This is a genomic window from Roseomonas chloroacetimidivorans (assembly GCF_049629625.1).
GTDB classification, from domain to species: Bacteria; Pseudomonadota; Alphaproteobacteria; order Acetobacterales; family Acetobacteraceae; genus Roseomonas; species Roseomonas chloroacetimidivorans.
This window is the reverse complement of the sequence record NZ_JBNBZS010000023.1, coordinates 73,906-96,163: the sequence shown is the minus strand read 5'-3', so window position 1 is coordinate 96,163 and position 22,258 is coordinate 73,906. Positions and strand designations below refer to the sequence as shown.

The 22,258-nt window shown below is 66.0% G+C and carries 22 protein-coding genes and 1 rRNA gene; 15 read left to right on the top strand and 8 right to left on the bottom strand.

Annotation, left to right across the window (positions count from 1 at the left end; genetic code table 11):
* The 3 genes from ACO1BU_RS18370 to ACO1BU_RS18360 form a co-directional block, all read right to left on the bottom strand.
* A 16S ribosomal RNA gene (locus tag ACO1BU_RS18370) occupies positions 1-124 on the bottom strand; the annotation flags it as partial.
* Positions 125-756: 632 nt separating this feature from the next.
* A complete protein-coding gene (locus ACO1BU_RS18365) occupies positions 757-1,743 on the bottom strand; it encodes a Bug family tripartite tricarboxylate transporter substrate binding protein (RefSeq protein WP_424137421.1) in 987 nt (328 codons plus the stop codon).
* Positions 1,744-1,910: 167 nt separating this feature from the next.
* Positions 1,911-2,798, bottom strand: a complete 888-nt coding sequence (locus tag ACO1BU_RS18360; protein WP_424137420.1) for a LysR substrate-binding domain-containing protein — start codon at positions 2,796-2,798, stop codon at positions 1,911-1,913.
* Between the two features lie 108 nt (positions 2,799-2,906).
* Between ACO1BU_RS18360 and ACO1BU_RS18355 the strand changes: the two genes are divergently transcribed.
* Complete coding sequence (locus ACO1BU_RS18355) at positions 2,907-3,137, top strand: YjiS-like domain-containing protein (protein WP_424137419.1); 231 nt, start codon at positions 2,907-2,909, stop codon at positions 3,135-3,137.
* 25 nt (positions 3,138-3,162) lie between these two features.
* Here ACO1BU_RS18355 and ACO1BU_RS18350 read toward each other — a convergent pair whose 3' ends face one another.
* On the bottom strand, positions 3,163-3,768 hold the full coding sequence (locus ACO1BU_RS18350; protein WP_424137418.1) for a S1 family peptidase: 606 nt from the start codon (positions 3,766-3,768) through the stop codon (positions 3,163-3,165).
* A gap of 440 nt (positions 3,769-4,208) precedes the next feature.
* Here ACO1BU_RS18350 and ACO1BU_RS18345 point away from each other — a divergent pair, with 440 nt between their 5' ends.
* From ACO1BU_RS18345 to ACO1BU_RS18335, 3 genes are all read left to right on the top strand, one after another.
* Positions 4,209-4,916, top strand: coding sequence for an ImuA family protein (locus tag ACO1BU_RS18345; protein ID WP_424137417.1), 708 nt, complete (start codon positions 4,209-4,211; stop codon positions 4,914-4,916).
* 462 nt (positions 4,917-5,378) lie between these two features.
* Entirely contained in the window at positions 5,379-7,244 is a 1,866-nt protein-coding gene (locus tag ACO1BU_RS18340) for a pectate lyase family protein (RefSeq protein WP_424137416.1), read from the top strand.
* Between the two features lie 218 nt (positions 7,245-7,462).
* Complete coding sequence (locus ACO1BU_RS18335) at positions 7,463-7,774, top strand: AfsR/SARP family transcriptional regulator (protein WP_424137415.1); 312 nt, start codon at positions 7,463-7,465, stop codon at positions 7,772-7,774.
* Between the two features lie 96 nt (positions 7,775-7,870).
* On the opposite strand, the gene ACO1BU_RS18330 is transcribed toward ACO1BU_RS18335, so the two are convergent.
* The 4 genes from ACO1BU_RS18330 to ACO1BU_RS18315 all read right to left on the bottom strand — a co-directional run bounded on the left by ACO1BU_RS18330 (position 7,871) and on the right by ACO1BU_RS18315 (position 12,562).
* Positions 7,871-10,114, bottom strand: a complete 2,244-nt coding sequence (locus tag ACO1BU_RS18330; RefSeq protein ID WP_424137414.1) for a xanthine dehydrogenase family protein molybdopterin-binding subunit — start codon at positions 10,112-10,114, stop codon at positions 7,871-7,873.
* Positions 10,115-10,127: 13 nt separating this feature from the next.
* The gene (locus ACO1BU_RS18325; RefSeq protein WP_424137413.1) at positions 10,128-11,147 is read right to left on the bottom strand and encodes an FAD binding domain-containing protein; all 1,020 of its coding nucleotides are present in this window, start codon (positions 11,145-11,147) and stop codon (positions 10,128-10,130) included.
* A complete protein-coding gene (locus tag ACO1BU_RS18320) occupies positions 11,144-11,701 on the bottom strand; it encodes a (2Fe-2S)-binding protein (RefSeq protein ID WP_424137412.1) in 558 nt (185 codons plus the stop codon). Before ACO1BU_RS18320 ends, ACO1BU_RS18325 begins: the two co-directional genes overlap by 4 nt.
* Positions 11,702-11,866: 165 nt before the next feature.
* A complete protein-coding gene (locus ACO1BU_RS18315) occupies positions 11,867-12,562 on the bottom strand; it encodes a GntR family transcriptional regulator (protein WP_424137411.1) in 696 nt (231 codons plus the stop codon).
* Positions 12,563-12,675: 113 nt separating this feature from the next.
* On the opposite strand from ACO1BU_RS18315, the gene ACO1BU_RS18310 reads away from it, so the two are divergent.
* The 11 genes from ACO1BU_RS18310 to ACO1BU_RS18260 all read left to right on the top strand — a co-directional run bounded on the left by ACO1BU_RS18310 (position 12,676) and on the right by ACO1BU_RS18260 (position 22,258).
* Positions 12,676-13,539 (top strand): fumarylacetoacetate hydrolase family protein, encoded by an 864-nt coding sequence (locus ACO1BU_RS18310; protein ID WP_424137410.1) that lies wholly within the window; start codon positions 12,676-12,678, stop codon positions 13,537-13,539.
* Entirely contained in the window at positions 13,539-13,982 is a 444-nt protein-coding gene (locus tag ACO1BU_RS18305) for a RidA family protein (RefSeq protein WP_424137409.1), read from the top strand. Before ACO1BU_RS18310 ends, ACO1BU_RS18305 begins: the two co-directional genes overlap by 1 nt.
* A complete protein-coding gene (locus tag ACO1BU_RS18300) occupies positions 13,979-14,662 on the top strand; it encodes a polysaccharide deacetylase family protein (RefSeq protein WP_424137408.1) in 684 nt (227 codons plus the stop codon). The genes ACO1BU_RS18305 and ACO1BU_RS18300 overlap by 4 nt, the downstream gene beginning before the upstream one ends.
* Complete coding sequence (locus ACO1BU_RS18295; RefSeq protein ID WP_424137407.1) at positions 14,659-15,633, top strand: Bug family tripartite tricarboxylate transporter substrate binding protein; 975 nt, start codon at positions 14,659-14,661, stop codon at positions 15,631-15,633. Before ACO1BU_RS18300 ends, ACO1BU_RS18295 begins: the two co-directional genes overlap by 4 nt.
* Positions 15,634-15,806: 173 nt before the next feature.
* The gene (locus ACO1BU_RS18290) at positions 15,807-16,712 is read left to right on the top strand and encodes a dioxygenase family protein (protein WP_424137406.1); all 906 of its coding nucleotides are present in this window, start codon (positions 15,807-15,809) and stop codon (positions 16,710-16,712) included.
* 66 nt (positions 16,713-16,778) lie between these two features.
* Entirely contained in the window at positions 16,779-18,044 is a 1,266-nt protein-coding gene (locus ACO1BU_RS18285) for an amino acid ABC transporter substrate-binding protein (RefSeq protein WP_424137405.1), read from the top strand.
* Complete coding sequence (locus tag ACO1BU_RS18280) at positions 18,044-18,925, top strand: branched-chain amino acid ABC transporter permease (RefSeq protein WP_424137404.1); 882 nt, start codon at positions 18,044-18,046, stop codon at positions 18,923-18,925. Before ACO1BU_RS18285 ends, ACO1BU_RS18280 begins: the two co-directional genes overlap by 1 nt.
* The gene (locus ACO1BU_RS18275) at positions 18,922-19,905 is read left to right on the top strand and encodes a branched-chain amino acid ABC transporter permease (protein ID WP_424137403.1); all 984 of its coding nucleotides are present in this window, start codon (positions 18,922-18,924) and stop codon (positions 19,903-19,905) included. Before ACO1BU_RS18280 ends, ACO1BU_RS18275 begins: the two co-directional genes overlap by 4 nt.
* Positions 19,905-20,618, top strand: a complete 714-nt coding sequence (locus ACO1BU_RS18270; protein WP_424137402.1) for an ABC transporter ATP-binding protein — start codon at positions 19,905-19,907, stop codon at positions 20,616-20,618. The genes ACO1BU_RS18275 and ACO1BU_RS18270 overlap by 1 nt, the downstream gene beginning before the upstream one ends.
* Positions 20,608-21,339, top strand: coding sequence for an ABC transporter ATP-binding protein (locus ACO1BU_RS18265; RefSeq protein WP_424137401.1), 732 nt, complete (start codon positions 20,608-20,610; stop codon positions 21,337-21,339). Before ACO1BU_RS18270 ends, ACO1BU_RS18265 begins: the two co-directional genes overlap by 11 nt.
* Positions 21,245-22,258 carry an NAD(P)-dependent oxidoreductase gene (locus tag ACO1BU_RS18260; RefSeq protein ID WP_424137400.1) on the top strand — a complete coding sequence of 338 codons (1,014 nt, stop codon included), beginning with the start codon at positions 21,245-21,247 and terminating at the stop codon, positions 22,256-22,258. Before ACO1BU_RS18265 ends, ACO1BU_RS18260 begins: the two co-directional genes overlap by 95 nt.

The following is a 22,258-nucleotide window of genomic DNA, read 5'->3' as shown; positions in this document are numbered from 1 at the left end:
TCTGGACATGTTCCTACGCGTTACTCACCCGTCCGCCACTGATGGCCGAAACCACCCGTGCGACTTGCATGTGTTAAGCATGCCGCCAGCGTTCGCTCTGAGCCAGGATCAAACTCTCAAGTTCATCCATGCATCAACCCACGGCATCAGCCGAAGATCTCAACACTTCCGAGGGACCCTAACCAAAACTCCACTCGCTCACTTCTACTACCCGTAACCCTCACCCTCGTAGGCAGTTCAGAACACGCAGCGCTAGCCACGCATCCCTCCCCATCAACACAGCCCAGCCAACATCCCGGCCGCCCGTCTCCAGGCCACCAGAACATCCACCAGACCAAGGTAAGAGTTCCAAAAAAACTCTTCTCGTCTTCAGGAAAACAGATACAATTGTGAAGGAACAAACGAACAAAGGCCCCGGGTCTCCCCGGCTGGGCAAGCCCAACCTCTGTTCGGAACCCGCAGAAGCGTCAGCGGGGCAGCGGATATAGCGACTTACCGTCGCCCCGTCAACCCTGCCCGAACAACTTCTCGGGGCCACCAACCCAGCGCCTCAGGCGCCGTCGGTGTGGGCGGCTTATATGACCACACCACAAACCCGTCAAACCCCTTTCTCGACAGTTTCGTGACTTTCCACAGGCGTCATGAACCTACCTCCTCAGCCCCCCCCCGGTCCTCACCGGGGCGGAGGACCGCACAGCCGCAACAAAGCCCGTGACGGGAAGCCAAGGAGGCGCCGGATCACGGCGCCCCCCTCCCCTACGCATCAGCGCGGATATTGGCTTCCCGGATCACGGCACCCCATTTCTCGATCTCCCGATCCAGGAAGCGCCGCGCTCCTTCATTGTCGGAGGCCACGACATCAGCCCCCTGCTCCTCAATTTTGTGGCGCAGCTCCGGTTCCTGAACGACCTGTCTGATGGCCGTCGTCATCCGCTCCAAGATCGGCGCCGGTGTGCCGGCACGGCCGAGCAGCATCCACCAAGTCGGCGCCTCGAAGTCGCCTACCCCCTGCTCCGCAAAGGATTTCGCGCCGGGCACGTGGCGAGACTCCGTGCGGGTGGTCACACCCAGCGGCCGCAGCGTGCCGTTCTTGATGTGCTGACTAATAACCACGACGTTCGACATGAACAGCGGCACGTGCCCGGCTACGGCGTCCTGCGCGGCCGGACCGCCGCCGCGATAGGGCACATGGGCGATGCGGAAGCCGCCCTTCTGCTGCAGCAGGGTGGTAGCGACATGCGCCAGCCCGCCTACGCCTGAAGTGGCATAGTTGATCGTGTCGGGCGCCTTCTTCGCCGCCTCCACCACATCCTGATAGCTGCGATAGGATGTGGACTCGTGCGCAACGAGCGCGAGCGGGCCGGTCGCCACCAGGCTGACGGGCGCGAAGGCCTCCAGCGCCTTGTAGGGCAGGCGCATCACTGTCTGGTTCGTCGCCTCGGTGTCATAGGCGAGCATCCAGGTATAGCCGTCCGGCGCCGCCCGCGCCGCCTCGCCGGCGCCGATCGAGCCGGAGGCGCCGCCGCGATTCTCGATAATGACGGGGCGGCCCAGCACCTCGGACAGACGCGGCTGGAAGATCCGCGCCACCACGTCGGTGGAGCCGCCGGGCGGCCAGGGGACGATGAGGCGGATCGGCCGCTCGGGCCAGGGTCCCTGCGCGCGCAGGATGGACGGCATGGCAAGACCGGCAGCGGTTGCCACGATCAGCCCGCGCCGGCCCGTCATCGGGCTCCGGATCATGATGTGCTCCTTGGTACGTCTCTCGACCGCCTGTTGCCGACGGCTCAGCACAGCTTCAACGCTGGGTCCGGGCGACGCAACCCATTCCGTGCCAGGGCCGGCCCTGCCGTGCCCGGACTGGCATCAAGAACCATCCGCCAGCCCGATGCGGCGGGCGGGAAGACAGTTCAGGCGGCGCGGGCGCTCGTGCCGGGCTGGGTGCGGAAGCCCTCGCGGATGTGGTTCGCCAAGGCCTCCGCCGCAGCGCCGGGATGCTGCAACATGGCGATCTCGAGATCCGGCAACTCCGGCATGCCATCCTCAGGCCCCAGTAGCCGAAGCCCCGTTGGCAAGGAGACAGACAACCCCACCGTCACGCCAAGCCCGGCCAGCACCACAGCATGCGTGCCGGTCTGGGAAGCGGAGGAATAGGCCATGCGCCAGGGCACCCCGGCCCGCGCCAGCGCGTTCGTGGCCGCGATCCGCCAAGTGCAGCCGCCATGAGAGAGAACCAGCGGCAAGGGGCGCATCAGATGCGTCTGCCGCGCCGCCGAGCCAACCCAGCGCAGCGGCCCGCGCCAGAGCGTCTCAGCTGCCACGCCCGGTGCCTCGTTGCCGCCGGAGAAGAGGGTGATGTCCAGTTCGCCCTTGTCGAAGCACTTCAGCAGGTCGTTGGAAGGCAGGCAGACCACTTCCACTTCGGCAGCAGGGTGCGCCTCCGCAAAGCCGGCAAGGATCTCGGGCAGCCAGAGCAGAGCATAGTCATCTGGCGATCCCAGGCGGATATGCCCGGCGATCTCCGGCGTACGGAAGTTCGCCACGATCTCGTCATGCATGGCCAGCAGGCGCCGCGCGCGATCCAGTAACCATAGCCCGTGCGGCGTGGGGCTGAGCCCGCGCGGGCCGCGCAGCAGCAAAGGCTGTCCCAGCGTCTCCTCCAGCCGTCGCATCTGCATGGACACTGCGGATTGCGTACGCCCGACGCGCAGCGCGGCGCGGGTGACGCTGCCGCCTTCGGCCACCAGCACGAAGGAGCGCAGCAGGTCGGGGTCGAGGCCAGCGGGAATGGTGATCATAGCGCCATCAATATCGCTGATGCCGCACTTCAAAACAACTCGTTTCCCTTATGACGATAGCGAGCCGATTATCCTCTCGCGACACCATCCAGAGGGAGATCGCAGATCATGTCTGGTCACGTCATCCATCGCGGCGCCTTCGCTCGGGAGGCTGCCGCCACCCGCCGCGTTCCGGCCTTCGGTTGGCTGGCAATGCTCGAGCGCATGGTCCGTGTGATCGAGGAGCGCCGCCTCCTGGCCACTCTCGACGATCGGATGCTTTCCGATATCGGCATCAACCGACTGGAGGCGGAGCGCGAAGCGGCACGCGCGCCCTGGGATATCCGGCAACGAGGCTGAGCCGCTGCGCATTCTTGCTGCCAGGCTATGAGATGCCATGCACTGTCAGGGCCATGGCGCGTCGTGGCCCTGCATTCCAGGCGCCCTGCATTCCAGGCGAGGCATAGCCGAGCATCGCTAGGCATGACCTAGCCGAGGCCTCCTCCATCACCTGCTGGATGGAGAGGATGAAGACCCGGCGGTTCCGGCCACTGGCCAAACCGCCGAGGTCCAGGCCGGTGATCCAGGCGAGGGCCCTCGCGCCCCCGCCATCTGGCAAGGCCGAGACAAGCCCGACGAGCCGCCCGTCCTTCCGCACCACCGGGCCGCCGGAATAGCCCATGAGCGCCCCCAGCTGCGCGGTGAAGCCTCGGCCGAAGCCCGGCAGGATGGCATCCGGAACTTCGACCATGCCGGCCGCCACGCCCGGACCAATTCCGGGCATGCCTGCGGCCCAGACCAAATCGCCCGTCTCCACAACCTCAGGACTGAGACCGGCGGCGGTGAGCAGTCTGCTCTCATGCTCCAGGAAAGCGAGATCCATATGCGGGCTCCGCGCCAGGACGGGCACGCGGCGGGGGAGTGCGCCATCCCCACGCCGTAACCAGACCATGCGAGTCCCTCCCGGCAGGGCGTGGGCGGCACAAGCCACCAGGCCCTGGTGCCACGGCCACCGCCGAACCGAGCAAGGCCCCCTGCCCCATCGCCGTGTAGCGCCGCGAAGCTGGTACTGAGCAGAGAGGCGATAGGCGTATCCGCGACCTTCCTCAGCGGCAGGTCGGTGCAGGTCGAGAGCGGGAGCGGAGCAAGAAGAGTGCGCCGCGCAATCATCCCAGAATTCAGCCTCCGCAGTGTTTCGGACGGTTTGGCCGCTTCACCGGGATGTTTTCGGCGAAACCGGAACGGCATCTCCATCAAGCGTGCGGGACAAACAAGAACATAGTATGAACAAGCATGCTCCCCGATTCGCCTGCCCGGCCCTGGGCCGCTACCGCTTCCCACCCCATCTCCGGAGGTATGGAAGAGACGCGTTCCCAATCCGTGAAGCGCGATACGGCACTATCCGCCGAAAATGCCGGTGGAAGTGATGGAATGGACAGGCACGCCGTCCTGGCCGCGCTTCGGGCCCGAGTCGCGCGGATCGAGCGCGCCGGCCTTGCGGGGCGTGAGGAACCGCCCGTCATTCCCCTCTGCCCGGAAATGGACCGTACCCTGCCTGGCGGCGGGCTGCCGCGCGCGGCGCTACACGAGCTTCTATCAGACGGAGCAGGGGCGGCGATCGGTTTCGCCGCGCTGCTGATGGCGCGATCCGGCGGCACGGTATTCTGGATTGCGCGTGATCCCGATCCCTGGCCGCCCGGCCTGATCCGCTTCGGCCTGCCACCATCCCGCCTGATCGTTGCGCAGCCCGGCAACCATGTGGATGCGCTCTGGGCGACGGAAGAGGCGCTGCGCTGCTCCGCAGTCTCGGCTGTGCTGCTACTGGGTGAAAGGCCGGATGCAACGGCGATGCGGCGCCTTCAGCTCGCGGCTGAAACTGGCGGTGGAATCGGCCTTCTGTTACGCGAAACAGAAGAGGATGAAGGTCCCTCTCTTGCCACCACGCGCTGGCGCATCACGGGCCGCGCTGGTGGGTCGATGCATGATCTGGGCGACCCGCAATGGACGCTGGATCTGCTGCGCTGCCGCGCTGGACGGCCGCAGACTTGGCATGTGACCTGGCGCGCGGGAATGGAAGCGTTGGTGTTGGATGACGAGGCGCAAGAAGAGAATGCGCCACCGCGTACCCACCGCCGTTGATGGCGGCCTGAAACATCCGCACGCGTCACCGCATCTGTAGCAATAGCGCCTGGGAATCCGGTCAATCAGCCGCGCCCTCAACTAGATTGATGAACCCGCCCAGGCTCTGATCCATAGCATCGCCAGGCGGGGAACCTCACGGTTTCGTGAGAAAAAGCATCCAATACCTAAAACTTAGGACCGCTCTGGCCGGAAACCGACAAACTACACCCCACCTCACGAATCCGTGTGGTTTCCTGTTGGTGCCTCCCGCAAGCCGCTGATACCAACAATTCGTCTGAGATTGAGCCCGTTCGGAAGAACTGGGCACGGCGCATCGCGACCACGCCGGAATAAACTTCTTCAAGTCATGTTCTCATCCGGGATTTTCATGACTTCTACTTGGCCGCCACGAACACAGAGGTGACGAGACCCCATTCCGTCGACAGAGCAGCTTGCGCTGCACTTACGGGGACTGCGCTTATGTCCGATTCCGACGAAGCTCACGGCTATGCTTCAGAGAATGGCGGCACCACCGGCGGAGCCGGCGGAACGGTCGTGATGGTGACAACCGGCAAGGAATTGCTGGCAGCCATCGACAAGGCGGCGGACTCGCCGATCACCATCTACGTCAAGGGCGAGATCACGGCTGCCAACACCGGTTCTGACGTCATTAAGCTGGCGGACGTCCACAATGTCTCGGTCATCGGCATTGGAACCAGCGCGGATTTTGACGGGATCGGTTTCCAGATCACGAAGGGCTCATCCAACCTTATCCTTCAGAACCTGACGATCCACGACGTGCATGACGGCCCCGGGGATGCCATCGGTATCGAGGGTGAGTCGCACAATATCTGGATTGATCACAACGAACTCTATAGCAACACGGATCACGGCAAGGACTATTACGACGGCCTTCTCGATATGAAGGACGGCGTGGAATACGTCACGATCTCGAACAACTACATCCACGATCACTACAAGGCGTCGCTGAACGGCTCTTCTGACAGCGATACCGGTGCACGATACGTTACCTATGACCACAACCTGTTCGAGAACATCAATTCGCGCGCCCCAATGGTCCGCGACGGCTATGCCCATATCTACGATAATTACTACACGAACATCGAAAGCTCCGCGATCAACCTGCGGATGGGCGCTGAAGGGCAGATCGAGAACAATGTCTTCGAGGACGTGAAGAACCCGATCATCAGCGAGTACAGCAAACAGATCGGCTATTGGAACCTGAGCGGTAACGAGTTCGACGACGTCACTTGGTCCAAGGTCGGCAGCGGAGAGGCCTCGGCCGAGAACAGCAAGTCCACCAGCGACTTCACCGTAGACTACGATTACGCGCTCGACGCGACCTCAACGGTGAAGGCCTATGTCACCGCCCATGCCGGTGTGGGTAAGCTCGACACCGACGACTCCTCGAGCAGCACCACTCCCAGCAGCACCGGCGCGTCCGGTGCCTCTTCCGCGGCAAAGCCCGCGCCCAGCAGTTCATCTTCCCCGGCATCAAGTTCGTCCGGATTGACCTCGGATCACGATACCTCCTCCGCGCTCGCCGCAACGAGTTCGGCGGATCACCTGAAGGGAAGCTCGGGCGCAGACACGATCGACGGCCTGGGCGGGAAGGACGTCATTCTCGGCGGTGATGGCAATGACAAGCTGATCGGCGGTACCGGAGACGACAGCCTCGATGGCGGCAACGGCAATGACACCCTGACCGGCGGCACGGGCAAGGACACGCTCGACGGTGGCGCCGGGAATGACACACTCGACGGTGGAGATGGCAAGGACACGCTGCTCGGTGGCAAGGGCAACGACACCCTGGCCGGTGGTGCTGGCGACGACAACCTCTCCGGCGGCGCGGGCAACGACTCCCTGGACGGCGGGGCAGGCAAGGATGTCCTTGGCGGCGGCGCAGGCGATGACACCCTGACCGGCGGTGCAGGCAAGGACACCCTGACCGGCGATAGCGGCAATGACCACCTGACCGGCGGCCTGGACAGCGACATCATGACGGGCGGCGCAGGGAATGACAGTTTCGTCTTCAGCCAGCTCGCCGACTCCAAGGTCGGAAGCGGACATGACATGATCACCGACTTCAGGAATGGTGACGTGATCGACCTCTCCGCGATCGACGCTGTCTCGAAGTCGAGCAGCGACCAGGCCTTCACCTTCGTGGGCACTCATGCCTTCAGTCATACAGCGGGCGAGCTGCACGCAGTTCGGTCCGGCGGCGACACCTATGTCGAGGGCGATGTGAACGGCGATGGAAAGACCGACTTCCAGATCGAGCTGACCGGCCTGCACAGCTTCACCTCCAGTGACTTCATCCTGTGAAGGCAAGGGGCTGAACATCCAGGCCCGGCGCATCCGCCGGGCCTGGCTTGACGAAACATTCGGCACTACGGAACCGACATCTCCACCTTCGCCGAATGATTGTTCCCGGACCTTGACGTGGGCGTGCCTCCCACATAGCCCTCCCTGTCCCATAAGGGCCTTGAAGGGCCGCAGGTAGGAGAGAAACGCCCCCGCTTACGTCCGCGAGGAGAGTGCATTTGGCGAAAAAAGCATTTCTACACACCGCATCGCCCAAGAGCCGTATTCTCTACGCAGCCCTTCGCGCAGCCCAGCCCGAGCCACTTCCTTTGCTCACCCTTGCGCAACTCGTCTGGCAGGGCGAAGCGCGACCCGCCAATCCGACCGCCGCGCTACGGATGCAGGTTCACCGCCTGCGTGAGGGACTGTGCCAGTCAGCCATCGACGAGGACGTGAAATACGTGCAGCGCGAAGGTGCGCCACCTGGCTGGCGTCTCACCCGCCGAGGCGCAGCCCGCTTCCTGCCAGTATCCGGCCTGAAGCCCGCATAGGGGGCCGCGTCGATCACGAGGCCCCTCACCCGCCACTTTCCAGGCCGGCCCGGGCCTTGGATCAGCACCTGATCCAAGGCCCGGGCACCTGCTTCTTCAGGCCGCTTCCTTCGTGCCGATCACCTTATCCATGGTGATCGGCAGGTGCCGGATCCGCTTGCCGGTGGCGTGGAACACCGCATTGGCGATGGCCGCCGCCGTGCCGACGATGCCAATCTCGCCCAGGCCCTTCACGCCGATCGGGTTGAGCTTGTCCTCATGCTCCTCCACGAAGATTACGTCGATGTCGTGGATGTCGGCATTCACGGGCACATGGTACTCGGCGATATTGTGGTTCATGAAGCGGCCGAGATTATGGTCCAGCATGGACTCCTCGGTCAGCGCCATGCCGATGCCGAAGACGACGCCGCCCAGGATCTGGGACCGTGCGGTCTTGGGGTTCAGGATCTTCCCCGCCGCCACCGCATCCACGATGCGCGTCACGCGCACCCGGCCCAATTCCTCATCCACCCTCACCTCCACGAAAACGGCGGAATGGGTATAGGCGGCGTAGCGCAGCTGGTTGATCCGGCTTGGGCTGCCCGTCTCCTCCGCCTCGATCCGGTCCACCCCGCCCGCCGCCATGGCGTCCTGGATGGTCACGTATCGCGAGGGATCAGCGATCAGCTCGATCCGGCCATCACGGAAGGCAACGCGCCCGATCTCGACATTGGCCAGTGGTGAGTTGTCCATGCCGCGGGCGTATTTGAACAGCTTCTCCCGCACCGCATTGCAAGCCAGATGCACCGCCGTGCCGGCCGAGGCCGCTGCCCAGGATCCGCCCTCCACCGGGGAGAAGGGCAGCTTGGAATCGCCCAGCTTCGCCGTCACCTTCTCCATCGGAAGGCCCAGTGCATCGGCCGCGATCTGCGTCAGAATGGTATAGGTGCCCGTGCCGATATCGGCCGAGGCCGTGCCAACCTCCAGCCGCCCGTCGATGGTCAGGGTCGCGCGGGCCGTCGTCTTCTGCATCTGCGCTTCCCAGACGCCGGTCGCCATGCCCCAGCCGATCAGCTCCCGCCCCTCCTTCATGGAGCGGGGCTTCGGGTTCCGGCGCGACCAGCCGAAACGCTCGGCGCCAAGCTGATAGGCGGCGCGCAGTTCCTTGCTGGTATAGGGCTTGCCGGCCCCCTCATCAGTCTCGGCATAGTTCTTCAGCCTGAACTGCAGGGGATCCATGCCCAGCTTGTAGGACAGCTCATCCATCGCCGATTCCAGCGCGAAAACGCCGGTCGGCGCGCCGGGCGCCCGCATGTCGCCAGGGGTATAGGTGTCGATCTTCGCCAGCTTGTAGCTCGTGGCGACATTGTCGCAATGGTACAGCAATGCCGACCAGCTGACGACCGACTCCTGGTAATCCTCGAATGTCGAGGTTTCGTCGATTGCGTCATGGCGGATCGCCTGAAGCGTGCCATCGGGATTGGCACCCAGCGCCACATCCTGCAGTCCGCCCGGACGGTAGGTGAAGGTGAACATCTGGTCGCGCGTCAGCACGACGCGCACCGAACGCTTCAGCTCCAGCGCCGCCATCACCGCAAGGAAGAGCTGGTATTGCGGCCGCAGCCCCGATCCGAAGGCGCCGCCCACAAAGGGCGACAACACCCGCACATCGTCCTTCGGAAGGCCGAAGACATGGGTGATATAGGACTGCGTGTTCTGCACGCCCTGGATCTTGTCATAGACGGTGATCTTGCCGTCGCCTTCCCACACCACGGTGCTGGCATGCATCTCCATTGGGTTGTGGTGCTCGATGGCGATCTTGTAGGACTCGTCCACCTTGTAAGGCGCAGCGCCGAAGGCCGCCTCCGCATCCCCGCGCGGCGCGGGAGGCGCCATGCCGGAGCGCGTCTTCGGCGGCTTGTAGGCGGTGTTCCGCACCTTCTCGACATCCGTCTCGTGCGGCTCCTCCTCATAGGTCACGCGGACCAGGGAGGCGGCGTAGCGGGCGATCTCGAAATCCTCGGCCACCACCAGCGCAATGGGCTGGCCGCTATAGATGATCTTGTCATCGTAAAGCGGGCGGAACGGTGTGCCGGGCGGTGCCACCTCGTCCTGATAGGCCTTGGCCCGCCAGGCGGTGCGCGGCCGGTTCTGATGCGTGAAGACCTGGATCACACCCGGAACCGCCAGCGCGTCCTTCATGTCGATGCCCGTGATGCGCCCCTTGGCGATAGCGCTGTTCACCACATAGCCCTGGGCCAGGTCCGGGGCCGTGTATTCGGCAGCATAGCGGGCGGCGCCCGTCACCTTCAGGCGGCCATCCACGCGGCTGCGGGGGGATCCGACATGGCTCTGATACATGATCCGGCTCCTCCTACTGGATGCGCTTGTCGGTCTGGGATTGCGGCGTGCCGGCCGCAGCCTGGGACAGGGCGCGGATCACGGCACGAGGGGCGAGGTCGAGCTTGAAGTCATTGCCTCCGAAGCCCTGGGCACCCTCCATGATCCGCTTCGCCACCGCTTCGAAAACCATGCGGTCCGGCACCTTGCCGCGCAGCATCGCCTCGGCCTCCGGCACCCGCCAGGGCTTGTGGGCCACGCCGCCCAGGGCGATCCGCGCTTCCACGACCTTGTCCCCGTCCATCTCCAGCGCGGCCGCGACGGAAACGAGCGCGAAGGCATAGGACAGGCGGTCGCGCAGCTTCAGATAGGTGTAGTTCTTCGTGAAGCGCTGCTCCGGCAGCTCGACGGAGAGGATGATCTCGTCGGGATGCAGGTTCGTGTCCTTTTCCGGCATGTTCCCGGGCAGGCGATGGAAATCGGCCATGGGGATGCTGCGCTCCCCGTTCGGCCCTGCCACCTTCACCTCCGCCTCCAGCGCCGCCAGCGCCACGGCCATGTCGGAGGGATGGGTCGCGATGCAGTGCTCGCTGGTGCCGAGAATGGCGTGGATCCGGTTCACCCCATTCTTCGCGGGGCAGCCCGAGCCCGGCACACGCTTGTTGCAGGGCACGGCGTCGTCATAGAAGTAGTAGCAGCGCGTGCGCTGGAGCAGGTTTCCGCCCGTGGTCGCCGCGTTCCGCAGCTGCGCCGTGGCGCCAGCCAGGATGGCGGAAGAGAGCAGCGGGTAGCGCTCCTTTACCCGCTCGTCATAGGCGGCCGAGGTATTACTCACCAGCGCGCCGATACGGAGCCCACCTTCCCTCGTCTCCTCGATGGCATTGAGCCCGGGCAGGCGGGAGAGGTCCACAAGATGCGTGGGCCGCTCCACATTATATTTCATCAGGTCGACAAGATTGGTGCCGCCGGCGATGAACTTCGCGGCCGGATGGCCCGTCACCTCGCGCACCGCATCCGCCACGCTGCCAGGGCGGGCATAGGAGAAGCGATTCACTTCGCGGCCTCCTTCGACAGCACATCCTCAATCGCATCAACGATGTTGGTATAGGCCCCGCAACGGCAGAGATTGCCGCTCATATGCTCGCGGATCTCCTCGCGCGTCCTCGCATGCCCCTCCTTCACCAGCGCGACGGCGGAGCAGATCTGCCCGGGCGTGCAATAGCCGCACTGAAAGGCGTCATGCTCGATGAAGGCCTCCTGCATCGGGTGCAGCGTGCCGTCCGGCGCGGCCAGCCCCTCGATCGTCGTGACCTCGCAGCCATCCTTGGTCACGGCCAGGGCCAGGCAGGAATTGATGCGCTGCCCGTCCAGCAGCACGGTGCAGGCTCCGCACTGACCGTGGTCACAGCCCTTCTTCGTGCCGTAAAGGGAGAGATCCTCCCGCAGCAGATCCAGCAGCGTGGTCCAGGGGCGCACATGCAACTCGCGCCTCTCGCCATTGATCGTCAGGGTGATGGGAACTTCGTCCGGAAGCCCGCCATGGCTTCCGAAGGAATTGTCGGCATCCGGCGCATAGCCCTGCCGGAGGGGAAGTTCGAGATCGGCCATGGCGGTGTCCTGCGTCAGAAGGCGTGGGCACAGGAGGACGGCCCGGCCGATGCCGGGCCCGACAGGTCATGGCGGAAGAGGCCCCGCCTCGTTCCGTGTCGGAGCCTCCGTTCCGTGGCCAGGAAACGTGAGGACACCGCGGGAGGTTGCGCCAGGTGAATCCCGTCAGCCGGCCCGGCAGCCCAGACCGGCCCCGACGAAAGCCCCGGTCCGCTCGTAATGTTGCGCCAATAAGGCGGCAGCCCGGTCAGCGTCGCGGTCCAGCGCGGCGCGGGCAATGGCGGCATGCTCCGCCGCCACATCCCGGTCCGGATAGGCCATGGTGTTGGCCAGCGCCCGGTAGCGCTGCGCCTCCTCCCGCAGCCGGTCGCAGAAAGCCAGCAGGGGCGGCGCCTCACAGGCGGCCAGCAGCGCCTGGTGAAAGCGGAGGTGGCATTCCTCCCATTCCGGATTGGCGGCGAAGCGGTGCGGATCCAGGGACCGCGCCACTCGGTTCAGCCGGTGCTCTGCCAGCACCACCGCTTCCTCCCATCCATGCCCGCCCCGCCGGATGGATTCCCTGAGCGCCGCGCATTCAGCCAGCACCCGGCTGCGGATCAGCCCCTCCAGTTGGCCCGGCGCCGCACCTGCCACGCGGAAGCCACGATGTTCCAGCCGCTCCGCCAGCCCCTCCGCCGCCAGCTTGGAAAGCGCCTCCCGCATGGGCGAGGCACCGGCACCGTAGCTCTCGGCCAGATCACGCAGCTTCAGCTTCTGCCCGGGCGGCAGCCTTCCCGACAGAATGTCCTCGCGCAGGCGTCGGTGAACGCTGGTCGCGAGGGTCGGGTCGCGTCCCTCCGGCAGGGGCATGGCTTGGGACATGATGCCCGTATTTTCGCGATTCCCTGCGGCACGGCAAGCTTTTGCGATGAAGTTGCTTGACCTTTCAGGAATTTCGACAAAATCTGCATCGCCGATCCAGGAGGAAGCTGCCTGTGCGTCTGATTGCGTTTCAGAAAGAGGGCCGTGCGGCCCTTGGTGCCCGGGTGGGCGAGGATGTTGTGGCCTTGGCCGATGTGGTGCCCGGCCTGCCCGCCGATCCCGTCGCCGCCCTGGCCGCGCTCGACCTGCCCGGTTCAGCCACCGCGCTGGCTGCCAAGCTGGAGGGCGCACCCCGCACGCCGCTCAAAGGGCTTAAGCGCCTGCCCGTGGTGCCGCGCCCCGGGAAGATCATCTGCATCGGCCTGAACTACGTGGAGCACGCGAAGGAAGGGAACAACCCGATCCCCGACTACCCCGCGGTCTTCTTCCGCGGCGCCACCTCCCTCGCCGCGCATGGCGAGCCGCTGCTGCGCCCGAAGGTCTCGGACAAGTTCGACTATGAGGCGGAGCTGGTCATCGTCATCGGCAAGACCGCGAAGCACCTGACGGAGGAGAACGCCCTCTCCTGCGTTGCGGGCTACACCTGCATGAACGAGGGCTCGATGCGCGACTACCAGCGCAAATCGGCTCAGTGGACCATGGGCAAGAACTTCGACCGCACCGGCGGGCTGGGGCCCGAGATCGTGACGCCGGACGAAATTCCGCAGGGTCCGAACGCGCTGCGCATCACCTCCCGCGTCAACGGACAGACCATGCAGGACAGCCATACGTCCGACATGATTTTCTCCGTGCCGCGCATCCTGACGATCCTTTCCGAAGTGATGACGCTGGAGCCCGGCGACATCATCGCGACCGGCACGCCGAGCGGCGTCGGCTATCCCCGCAAGCCGCCCGTCTTCATGAAGCCCGGCGACACGATCGAGATCGAGATCGAGGGTATCGGCACCCTGGTCAACACGGTCGAGGACGAGGCCTGATGGAGAAGGAGGTCGTCCGCGCCGATGTCCCGGAGACGGGCGGCCCCTTCAACCTCTGCGTGAAGCGGGGAGACCTGATCTTCATCTCGGGCCTCCCGCCCTTCGAGGAGGAATACTGCGCCCAACTCCGCGCCGCGCGTGCGGAGGGACGCCCCGTGCCCCCCATGCCGGACATTCCCTTCGAGCGGCAGGTCGAGATCGTGATGGACCACATGAAGCGGCTTGTGGAAGCCGCGGGGTCTAACATGGACTGCCTGCTGAAGGTGATCGTCTGGCTGAAGGACCAAACCCAGCAGGAAGCCTTCGACCGCATCTACCGCCGCTACTTCTCCTCCCAGGAGGCCCTGCCCGCGCGCACGCGCATGCAGGCCGGGCGCACGCCGATGGATTGTGCGCTGGAAGTTGAGGCGATCGGCTATGTCCCGAGCGCCAGATCGCCATGACCGCGGCGCCCCGCGTCACCCTGTCCTTCGATAACGGCCCCGAGCCGGAGGTGACGCCGGGCGTTCTCGACGTGCTGCGCGCGCGTGGCCTATCCGCTACCTTCTTCGTGCTGGGCCACAAGCTGGCCGCCCATCGCGCCCTGGCGGAACGTGCCGATGCCGAGGGCCATTGGATCGGCAATCACACCTGGAGCCATGGCGGCCCACTCGGCAATGCGCCAGACGATTCCGCCATCGCGGAGGCCGAGATCGGCCGCACCCAGGACCTGATCGGCGAGCTGTCCCACCCCGACCGCCTGTTCCGCCCGCAGGGTGGCGGCGGCGCGCTGGGCCGCCACCTGCTCAGCCGCGCGGCGCTGGATTATTTGGTGCGCGGCCGCTTCACCTGCGTTCTGTGGAGCGCCGTGCCCGGCGATTTCCGCGACCCGGAAGGCTGGGTGGACCGTGCCCTGGCCATGTGCGCCGGCCCTGATCCGGTAGCGCTGGTGCTGCACGATCTGCCGAACGGCGCCATGCGCCATCTGGACCGCTTCCTGGGCCGCCTCGCCGATCAGGGCGCCCGCTTTACCCAGGACTTCCCGGAGTCCTGCATTCCCCTGCGCCGCGGCCAGCCCACAGGTCCGATCGCGGATTATGTAATCGACAAAAACAAAACCCACAGGGCGGAAGCCGAAGCATGATTCCTCCGACACGCCGCGCCCTCCTGGGCAGCCTCGCCGCCGCATCCATCCTGGCCCGCCCGGCCCTCGCGCAAGGCGCATGGCCGAGCAGGCCCATCCGGCTGATCGTGCCCTTTGCCGCTGGCACCACCACCGACATCCTCGGCCGCATCCTGGCCGAGGGTCTTGCGAAGGAAGCCGGACAGCCCGTCGTGGTCGATAACCGTGCCGGCGCCGGCGGCAATGTCGGCGCGCAGGCCGTCGCGCGCTCCCCGGGGGACGGCTACACCCTCCTGCTCGGCACCAACGGGACACATGGCATCAATCCCAGCCTCTTCACCGAGCTGGGCTTCGACCCGGTGAAGGACTTCACCCCCATCGCCCCCTTCGTCACGACCCCCACCGTTCTTGGTGTCCCGACCTCGCTTGGGGTTTCCTCGGTGACGGAACTGGTGGCGCTGGGGCGGCGGAAGACCCTCAGCTTCGCCTCCGCCGGCAACGGGACCACGGGCCATCTCTCCCAGGCGCTGCTGAACCTCCGCACGGGGCTGCAGACCGAGCACGTGCCCTATCGCAATGCCGGCCAGGGCGTGACCGACCTTATCGCCGGGCGGGTGGACGCGATGTTCTACCACCCGCTCGGCCTCAAGCCGCATCTGGATGCCGGCACGCTGAAGGCCCTGGCCGTCACCTCCGCCAAGCGTGTCACCATCCTGCCGAATACCCCGACCATCCAGGAGGCCGGCATCCCCGACTTCGTGGTGGAAGGGCTCTGGAACCTCTACGGCCCGGCCGGCCTACCGGCGGAGGTCGTAATGCGACTGAACAGGGCCACCAACGCCCTGCTGGCTGATCCCGCCTCGCTTGCCAATCTCCACGCCCAAGGCGTGGAGCCGACCGGCGGCTCGCCGGAAAAGCTGGCCGAGATGACCCGGGCAGAAATTGCGAAGTGGCGCCCCGTGATCGCTGCTGCCAACATCAAGCCGGACTGAAGCAGATCCCCCTGGCGCGGCATCGTCCGGAAGCGCGAAGCTGCCCTCCAAGCAACAGCTTGGTGTATTCGAAGTGCCCCCGACGGAACGGGAAGAGCTCTGAGGGACAGACTGCCGGGTAGGATCGTAACCGAGGAGGGCACACACCCGCCCGGGAATGGAGGAGGACGAGAATGGCTGACCTGAACGAGAACACTGTCACGGATGCCGTCATTGAGCAGATGGCCTCCACTTCCGACCCGCGCATGCGGGAGGTGATGGAAAGCCTCGTGCGGCATCTGCACGCCTTCGCGCGGGACGTGCGACTGACCCCGGCGGAATGGCTGAACGCCATCGGCTTTCTCACCAAGGTCGGCCAGACCTGCACGCCCTACCGGCAGGAATTCATCCTGCTCTCGGACACGCTGGGCCTGTCGCGCCTCGTGAACCTGATGGACGATAAGGCCAACCGCGTAGGCGAGGCGACCGAGACGAGCCTGCTCGGCCCCTTCTACCGCGAAGCCGCCCCCCAGTTCGGCTATGGCGAGAGCATCGCCATCCACGCCAAGGGCCCGGAGATGATGCTCTTCGGCCGCGTCATCAACGAGAAGGGCGAGGGCGTGCCCAATGCCTCCGTCGAGATCTGGTCCACCGACGCCGACGGCGCCTACGACCTGCAGGCGAATTCCCCCGATGTGATGGATATGCGCGGCCAGTTCCGTACGGATGAGCAAGGCCGCTACGCGATCCGCACCCTGATTCCGCTGGGCTATTCCATCCCGATGGATGGGCCGGTGGGCGACTTGATTCGCAATCAGAACCGCCACGGCATGCGCCCGGCCCATATTCATATGCTGATCGGGGCCGAAGGCTATCGGGAACTGGTGACCGCCCTTTATCTCGGTGACGACAAGCACATCGATTCCGACACGGTGTTCGGCGTCTCTGAATCCCTGATCGTGCGCCCGCAGACCGGCGTGGAAGGCGCGCCGGATCCGTCGATCCCGAGCGTGCGTTACGACTTCCAGATCGCGCGCCGCGCCGCCCACGACAAAGGCGGCCGCGTGGGCGCCGACCCATCGAAGATCGCGGCGGAATAGCGCCGCCCCAAGACGACGCAGGACCGGCCACGGGCAAAAAATCCGGGCCGAAGGAGGAGAAGGTTCATGGAAGGTATCAGCAGGCGCGACCTCGGTCGCCTTGCCCTGGCGGCGGCCGCGACCGTGCCGGCCACCGCGCGTTCCCAAACATCCCCGTCCGGCCCGCCCATCCGGATCGGCTATTCCATGTCGCTCTCGGGCGGGCTGGCCGGCAACGGCCGCCCGGCCCTGCTTGCCCACCGCATCTGGGCCGAGGACGTGAATTCCAAGGGCGGCCTCCTCGGCCGCCCGGTGGAACTGGTCTATTACGACGACCAGAGCACCGGCGCGCAGGTGCCGGGCATCTACACCAAGCTGATCGACGTGGATAAGGTTGATCTCGTCGTCTCCGGCTATGCCACGGCCATCATCGCACCGGCCATGCCGATCGTGATGCAGCGGAACATGACCTTCGTGTCGCTCTTCGGCACCGGTGTGAACACGGACTTCAAATACGACCGCTACTTCTCCATCAACTGCACGGGCAGCCAGGTGAAGGAAACCTTCGCCAAGGGCTTCATGGAAATCGCGATGGCGATGGACCCGAAGCCCCGCAGCATTGCCCTGGTGAACCTGGACAGCGACTTCCACCAGCGCACAGCCGAAAGCGCCCGCTATCTCGCGCGCGAGAACCGGCTGCGCATCGTCTATGACCGTGCCTACCCGCCAAGCACGGTGGATTTCACGCCGATCATCCGTGCGGTGCAGGCGGCGCGGCCAGACATCGTCTTCATCGGCTCCTACCCGCCCGACACGGCCGGGCTCCTGCGCGCAGCCAGCGAGTTACGCGTGAATTTCCAGATGATGGGCGGCCCCATGATCGGCCCGCACATCACCGCCCAGAAGCTCCAGCTCGGCCCCATCCTGAACAATCTGGTGGTCTGGGATGTCTACGCACCCGAGCCGACCCTGCAATTCCCCGGCACCCAGTCCCTGATTGAGCGCTACCAGCCCATGGCGGCGAAGGAGAATGTGGACGCGCTCGGCTACTACGTGCCGCCAATGGCCTATGCCCAGATGCAGGTCGTGGAGCAGGCCGTGCGACGTGTCGGCAAGATCGACCAGGCCGCGCTCGCGGCCGACATGCACGCCAATCAGTTCGACACGGTGATCGGTCCGCTGAAGTTCGATGCCATGGGCGAATGGGTGGAGGAACGTAATCTCTACACCCAGTACCAGGGCGTCCAGGGCAACGGCATCGACCAGTTCAAGAAGGCCGGCACGCAGGTCGTGCTGTATCCTGCCAAGTACAAGTCCGGCGAACTCCGCAAGCCCTACACGGCGGGTGCCTGATGGATCCCGACCTCGCCCTCCTCCTGAACGGGATCGTCTCGGGCCTGCTGCTCGGCGGTCTCTATGCTGCCGCGGCAGCCGGCCTCTCCGTCTCCTTCGGGATGCTGGACGTGGTCAATATCGCACACCCTGCCTTCATGGTGCTGGGTGCGCTGCTCGTTGCCCTCCTCTGGGGGGTGACGGGCCTGGATCCGCTGCTGCTCTCGATCCTCCTGACCCCCGCCTTCTGGGCGCTGGGGGCGGCGCTCTACGTCGTCTATCACCATTTCTTCGAACGACGCGGGGACGAGGCCATCCAGGGTCTCGCCTTCTTCTTCGGCATCATGTTCATCATCGAGGTCGGGCTGGTCCTGACCGTCGGCCCCGACCAGCACTTCGCCGATGCCGCCTACGCCAACACCACCTGGCGCCTGGGCGAGATCGACCTGCCGCTGCGCATGCTGGTGCCCGCGCTTGTTGCCTTCGCCGCCATCGGCGGGCTGGCGCTTTTCCTGCGCCGCACCTTCACCGGCCGCGCCATCGCGGCGGTGGCGCAGGACCGGGAGGCGCTGCGCCTGCTGGCCATCAACCCCGTGCGCATCAAGCGCCTGGCCTTTGGTATTTCCATCGCCATGGCGGCACTGGCCGGCGGCGCGCTGGTGGTGGTGCAGCCCGTGGATGCCTGGTCCGGCCATGTCTTCATCGGCCGCGTCTTCGCCGTGGTCATCATGGGCGGCCTCTCCTCGCTCGGCGGCTGCGTGCTGGCCGCGCTGGCCTTCGGGGTGGTGGAGAATGTGACCGCCACTTTCTACGGCCCCTCCTGGTCCCCCGCCGTGGCCTTCGGCTGCCTGTTGCTGGTGCTGGCCTTCCGGCCCCAGGGCTTTTTCGGGCGCACCGCATGAGCGACGCTACCTTGCCCGCCATGCCCGTGGTGCCCACCCAGCGCCGCATGGGCCATGCCACCTTCTGGCTGGCTGCCGCCGTGGTCGCGCTGCTGGTGATCGCCGCACTGCGCGGCTTCGGCAGCGAATACGCCTATTTCGCCGCCACCTTCGTGCTGCAATACGTCGTGCTCGCCACGGCCTGGAACATCCTGGGCGGCTATGCCGGCTATGTGAATTTCGGCGCCGCCGCCTTCTTCGCCACCGGCGCCTACACCACTGTGGCGATCGGCAAGGCGCTCAGCCTTGGCCTGCTGCCCTGCATCGGCTTCGCCGCCGTCATCGGCGGTGCCTTGGGCCTCGGCACGGGCATCCTCACCTTGCGGCTGCGTGGCGCCTATTTTGCCATCGCGACCCTCTGCCTCTCCGTCGTCCTCCAGACTCTCGTGGTGAACTGGGATTATGTCGGCGGCTCCCGCGGCGCCTATGTCATCCGCCCGCGCGAGGTGCCCTGGCCCTTCGACAGCTACAGTGGCTTCCTCTGCGCCGTGATGGTGGTGCTGGCCGCCGCCGCCGTTGCCCTGGCCCGCACCATCGAGAAATCCCGCCTCGGCCTCGGCCTCGCCGCCCTGCGTGATGACGAGGCGGCGGCCGAAGCGGCGGGCGTGCCGACGCTGCGGCTGAAGCTGATCGCCACCACCATCAGTGGGGCGCTGATGGCCGTGGCGGGCGCCCCCCTGCCCTATCTCGGCTCTTATGTGGAACCGAATTCCGCCTTCGGCTTGGCCTATGGCGTGAATGCCATCGCCATGCCCCTGATCGGCGGCATGTCGAGCTGGGCGGGCCCGCTGATCGGGGCGGTCCTCCTCGCCTCCCTCCAGCAGGCGGCCACGGTGACCATCTCCTCCGCCGCCAATCTCCTGATCGTGGGTGTGGTGCTGGTAGTCTTCGTCTGCGGTGCGCCGCACGGGATCATCGGCCTGTTCCGGGGGCGCCGCTGATGAGCGATATCGTCCTGCGCGCCGAAGGCGTGGGGAAGCGCTTCGGCGGCTTCACCGCCCTTTCCGGCGTGAATCTGGAGGTGCGGGCCGGCGAACGTCTGGGCCTGATCGGCCCCAATGGCTCGGGCAAGAGCACCTTCACCAACTGCCTCGCCGGCGCCTTCCCCAGCCATGATGGCGGCTTCACCTTCAAGGGCGAGAAGCTGGCCGGGCTGAAGTCGCATGAGCGCGCCCGGCGCGGCCTGGCCCGCACCTTCCAGCTCCCGCGCCCCTTCAAGGGCCTGACGGTCATCGAGAATATCCGCGTCCCCCTCGCCTATGCAGGCCGCGACGCCGCGACCGACGAGCGGGCCATGGAATGCCTGGAATCCGTGGAGCTCGCCGGCAAGGCACACCGGATGCCGAAGGAGCTGACCCAGGTGGAGCTGCGCCGCCTGGAACTGGCCCGGGCCACCGCCCTGAAGCCGGAGCTTCTGATCGCGGACGAAGCCATGGCCGGCCTTTCCCATGCGGAGGTCGACCAGATCCTGGCCCTTCTCTTCCGCCTGAACGCGGCCGGCACAACCATCATCATGATCGAGCATGTGATGCGCGCCGTTACCGAATTCTCCCAGCGCCTTGCGGTGCTGGTGGCTGGAAAGAAGGTGGCGGATGGCGAGCCGAAGGCCGTCCTCTCCATGCCCGAGGTCGAGGAGGCCTATCTTGGCCGCTAGCCTGCTGATCGAAAACATCGACGCCGGCTATGGCGCCGTGCGCGCGCTGGATGGCGTGTCGCTCAAGGTCGCGCCCGGCGAAACCGTCGCCCTGCTCGGCACCAACGGCAACGGCAAGACGACGCTGATGCGATGCATCCTCGGCCTGATCAAGCCGACGCGCGGCCGCATCGCCGCCACCATCGACGGCACCACCACCGAACTCATCGGCCGCACCCCGGAGGAGATTGTCGATCTCGGCATCGCCATCGTGCCGGAGGGCCGCCGCCTCTTTCCCCGCCTGTCGGTTGAGGAAAACCTCCTCCTCGGCGCCTACCGCCGCTCCGCCCGTCCCGCGATCCCGCGCAACCTTGAATTCTGCTACGACGCCTTCCCGCGCCTGAAAGAGCGTCGCTCCCAGCCGGTGGGCAGCATGAGCGGCGGCGAGCAACAAATGGTCGCCCTGGGCCGTGCCGTGATGTGTGCCCCGAAGATCCTGCTCGTGGATGAGCCTTCGGTCGGCCTCGCCCCCATCCTCGTGGCCCGCACGGTGGAGAAGATTGCGGAACTGAAGGAGAAGCTGGGCCTGACCGTGCTGATGGCGGAGCAGAACTTCCACCAGGCCATCCGGATCGCTGACCGCGGCTATGTGCTGGTCCATGGCCGCGTGGAATTCCAGGGTGACTCCCCCGCCGCCCTCGGCGACAGCGAGTTGGTCCGCAAATTCTATCTTGGTTTGTGAGAGAAAGAGGACTCCGACCATGGCGGCTCTGCAAGGCTGGAAGCTCGGCTGGATCGGCGTCGGCCGTATGGGCACGCCGCTCTGCCGGCGCCTACTGGATGCTGGCGTAACTCTCTGGGTGACGGATACTGACCCGGCCCGCGTGGCCCATCTTGCCGCCGAGGGCGCCCGCCCCGCCGCCACCGCCGCCGCACTGGCGGAGGAGGCGGACATCATCCTGTCCATGGTGCCGAATGACGCGGCCTTGTTGGCGGTCACCACCGGGCCCGGCGGCGCGGCCGAGGAAATCCACCCCGGCCAGATTTTCATCGACCTGAGCACCGTCTCTCCGGCCACCTCCGCCCAGGTGGCCGAAGCAATGGCGTCGCGCGGCGCCGATTACCTGCGCTGCCCGGTTTCCGGCAGCACCAGCACCGCCGCCGCCGGCGCGTTGACCATCTTCGCCTCCGGCCCGGATGCGGCGCTGGACCGCTGCGCGCCCCTGCTTGGCGTGTTGGGCAAGGAAACGCTGCGCTGCGGTGCCTCCGAGGAGGCACGGGCGGTCAAGCTGATGGTCAACATGGTCGTCGCCCTCACCCCCGCGGTAATCGGCGAGGCGCTGGCCTTCGGCGGCCGCCTGGGCCTGGACTGGGACCAGATGATCGATGCCCTGGGCAGCAGCGTCGTCGGTTCTCCCCTTCTCGCCTACAAGACCGATATGCTGAAGGCGCGGGACTGGACCCCGGCCGCTGATGTGGATCTGGTTGCCAAGGACCTGGACCTTGCACTCGCCGTGGGCCAGCGGGAGGGTGTGCCCATGCTGCTCTCCGCCCTGGCACGCCAGTTTGCGGCCGCGTATCAGGCATCGGGCGAAGGGGGTCTGGACTTCTTTCGCGTCGCCACCTGGCCCGAACGGCTGCTGGCGCCGAATCCAAAGTAG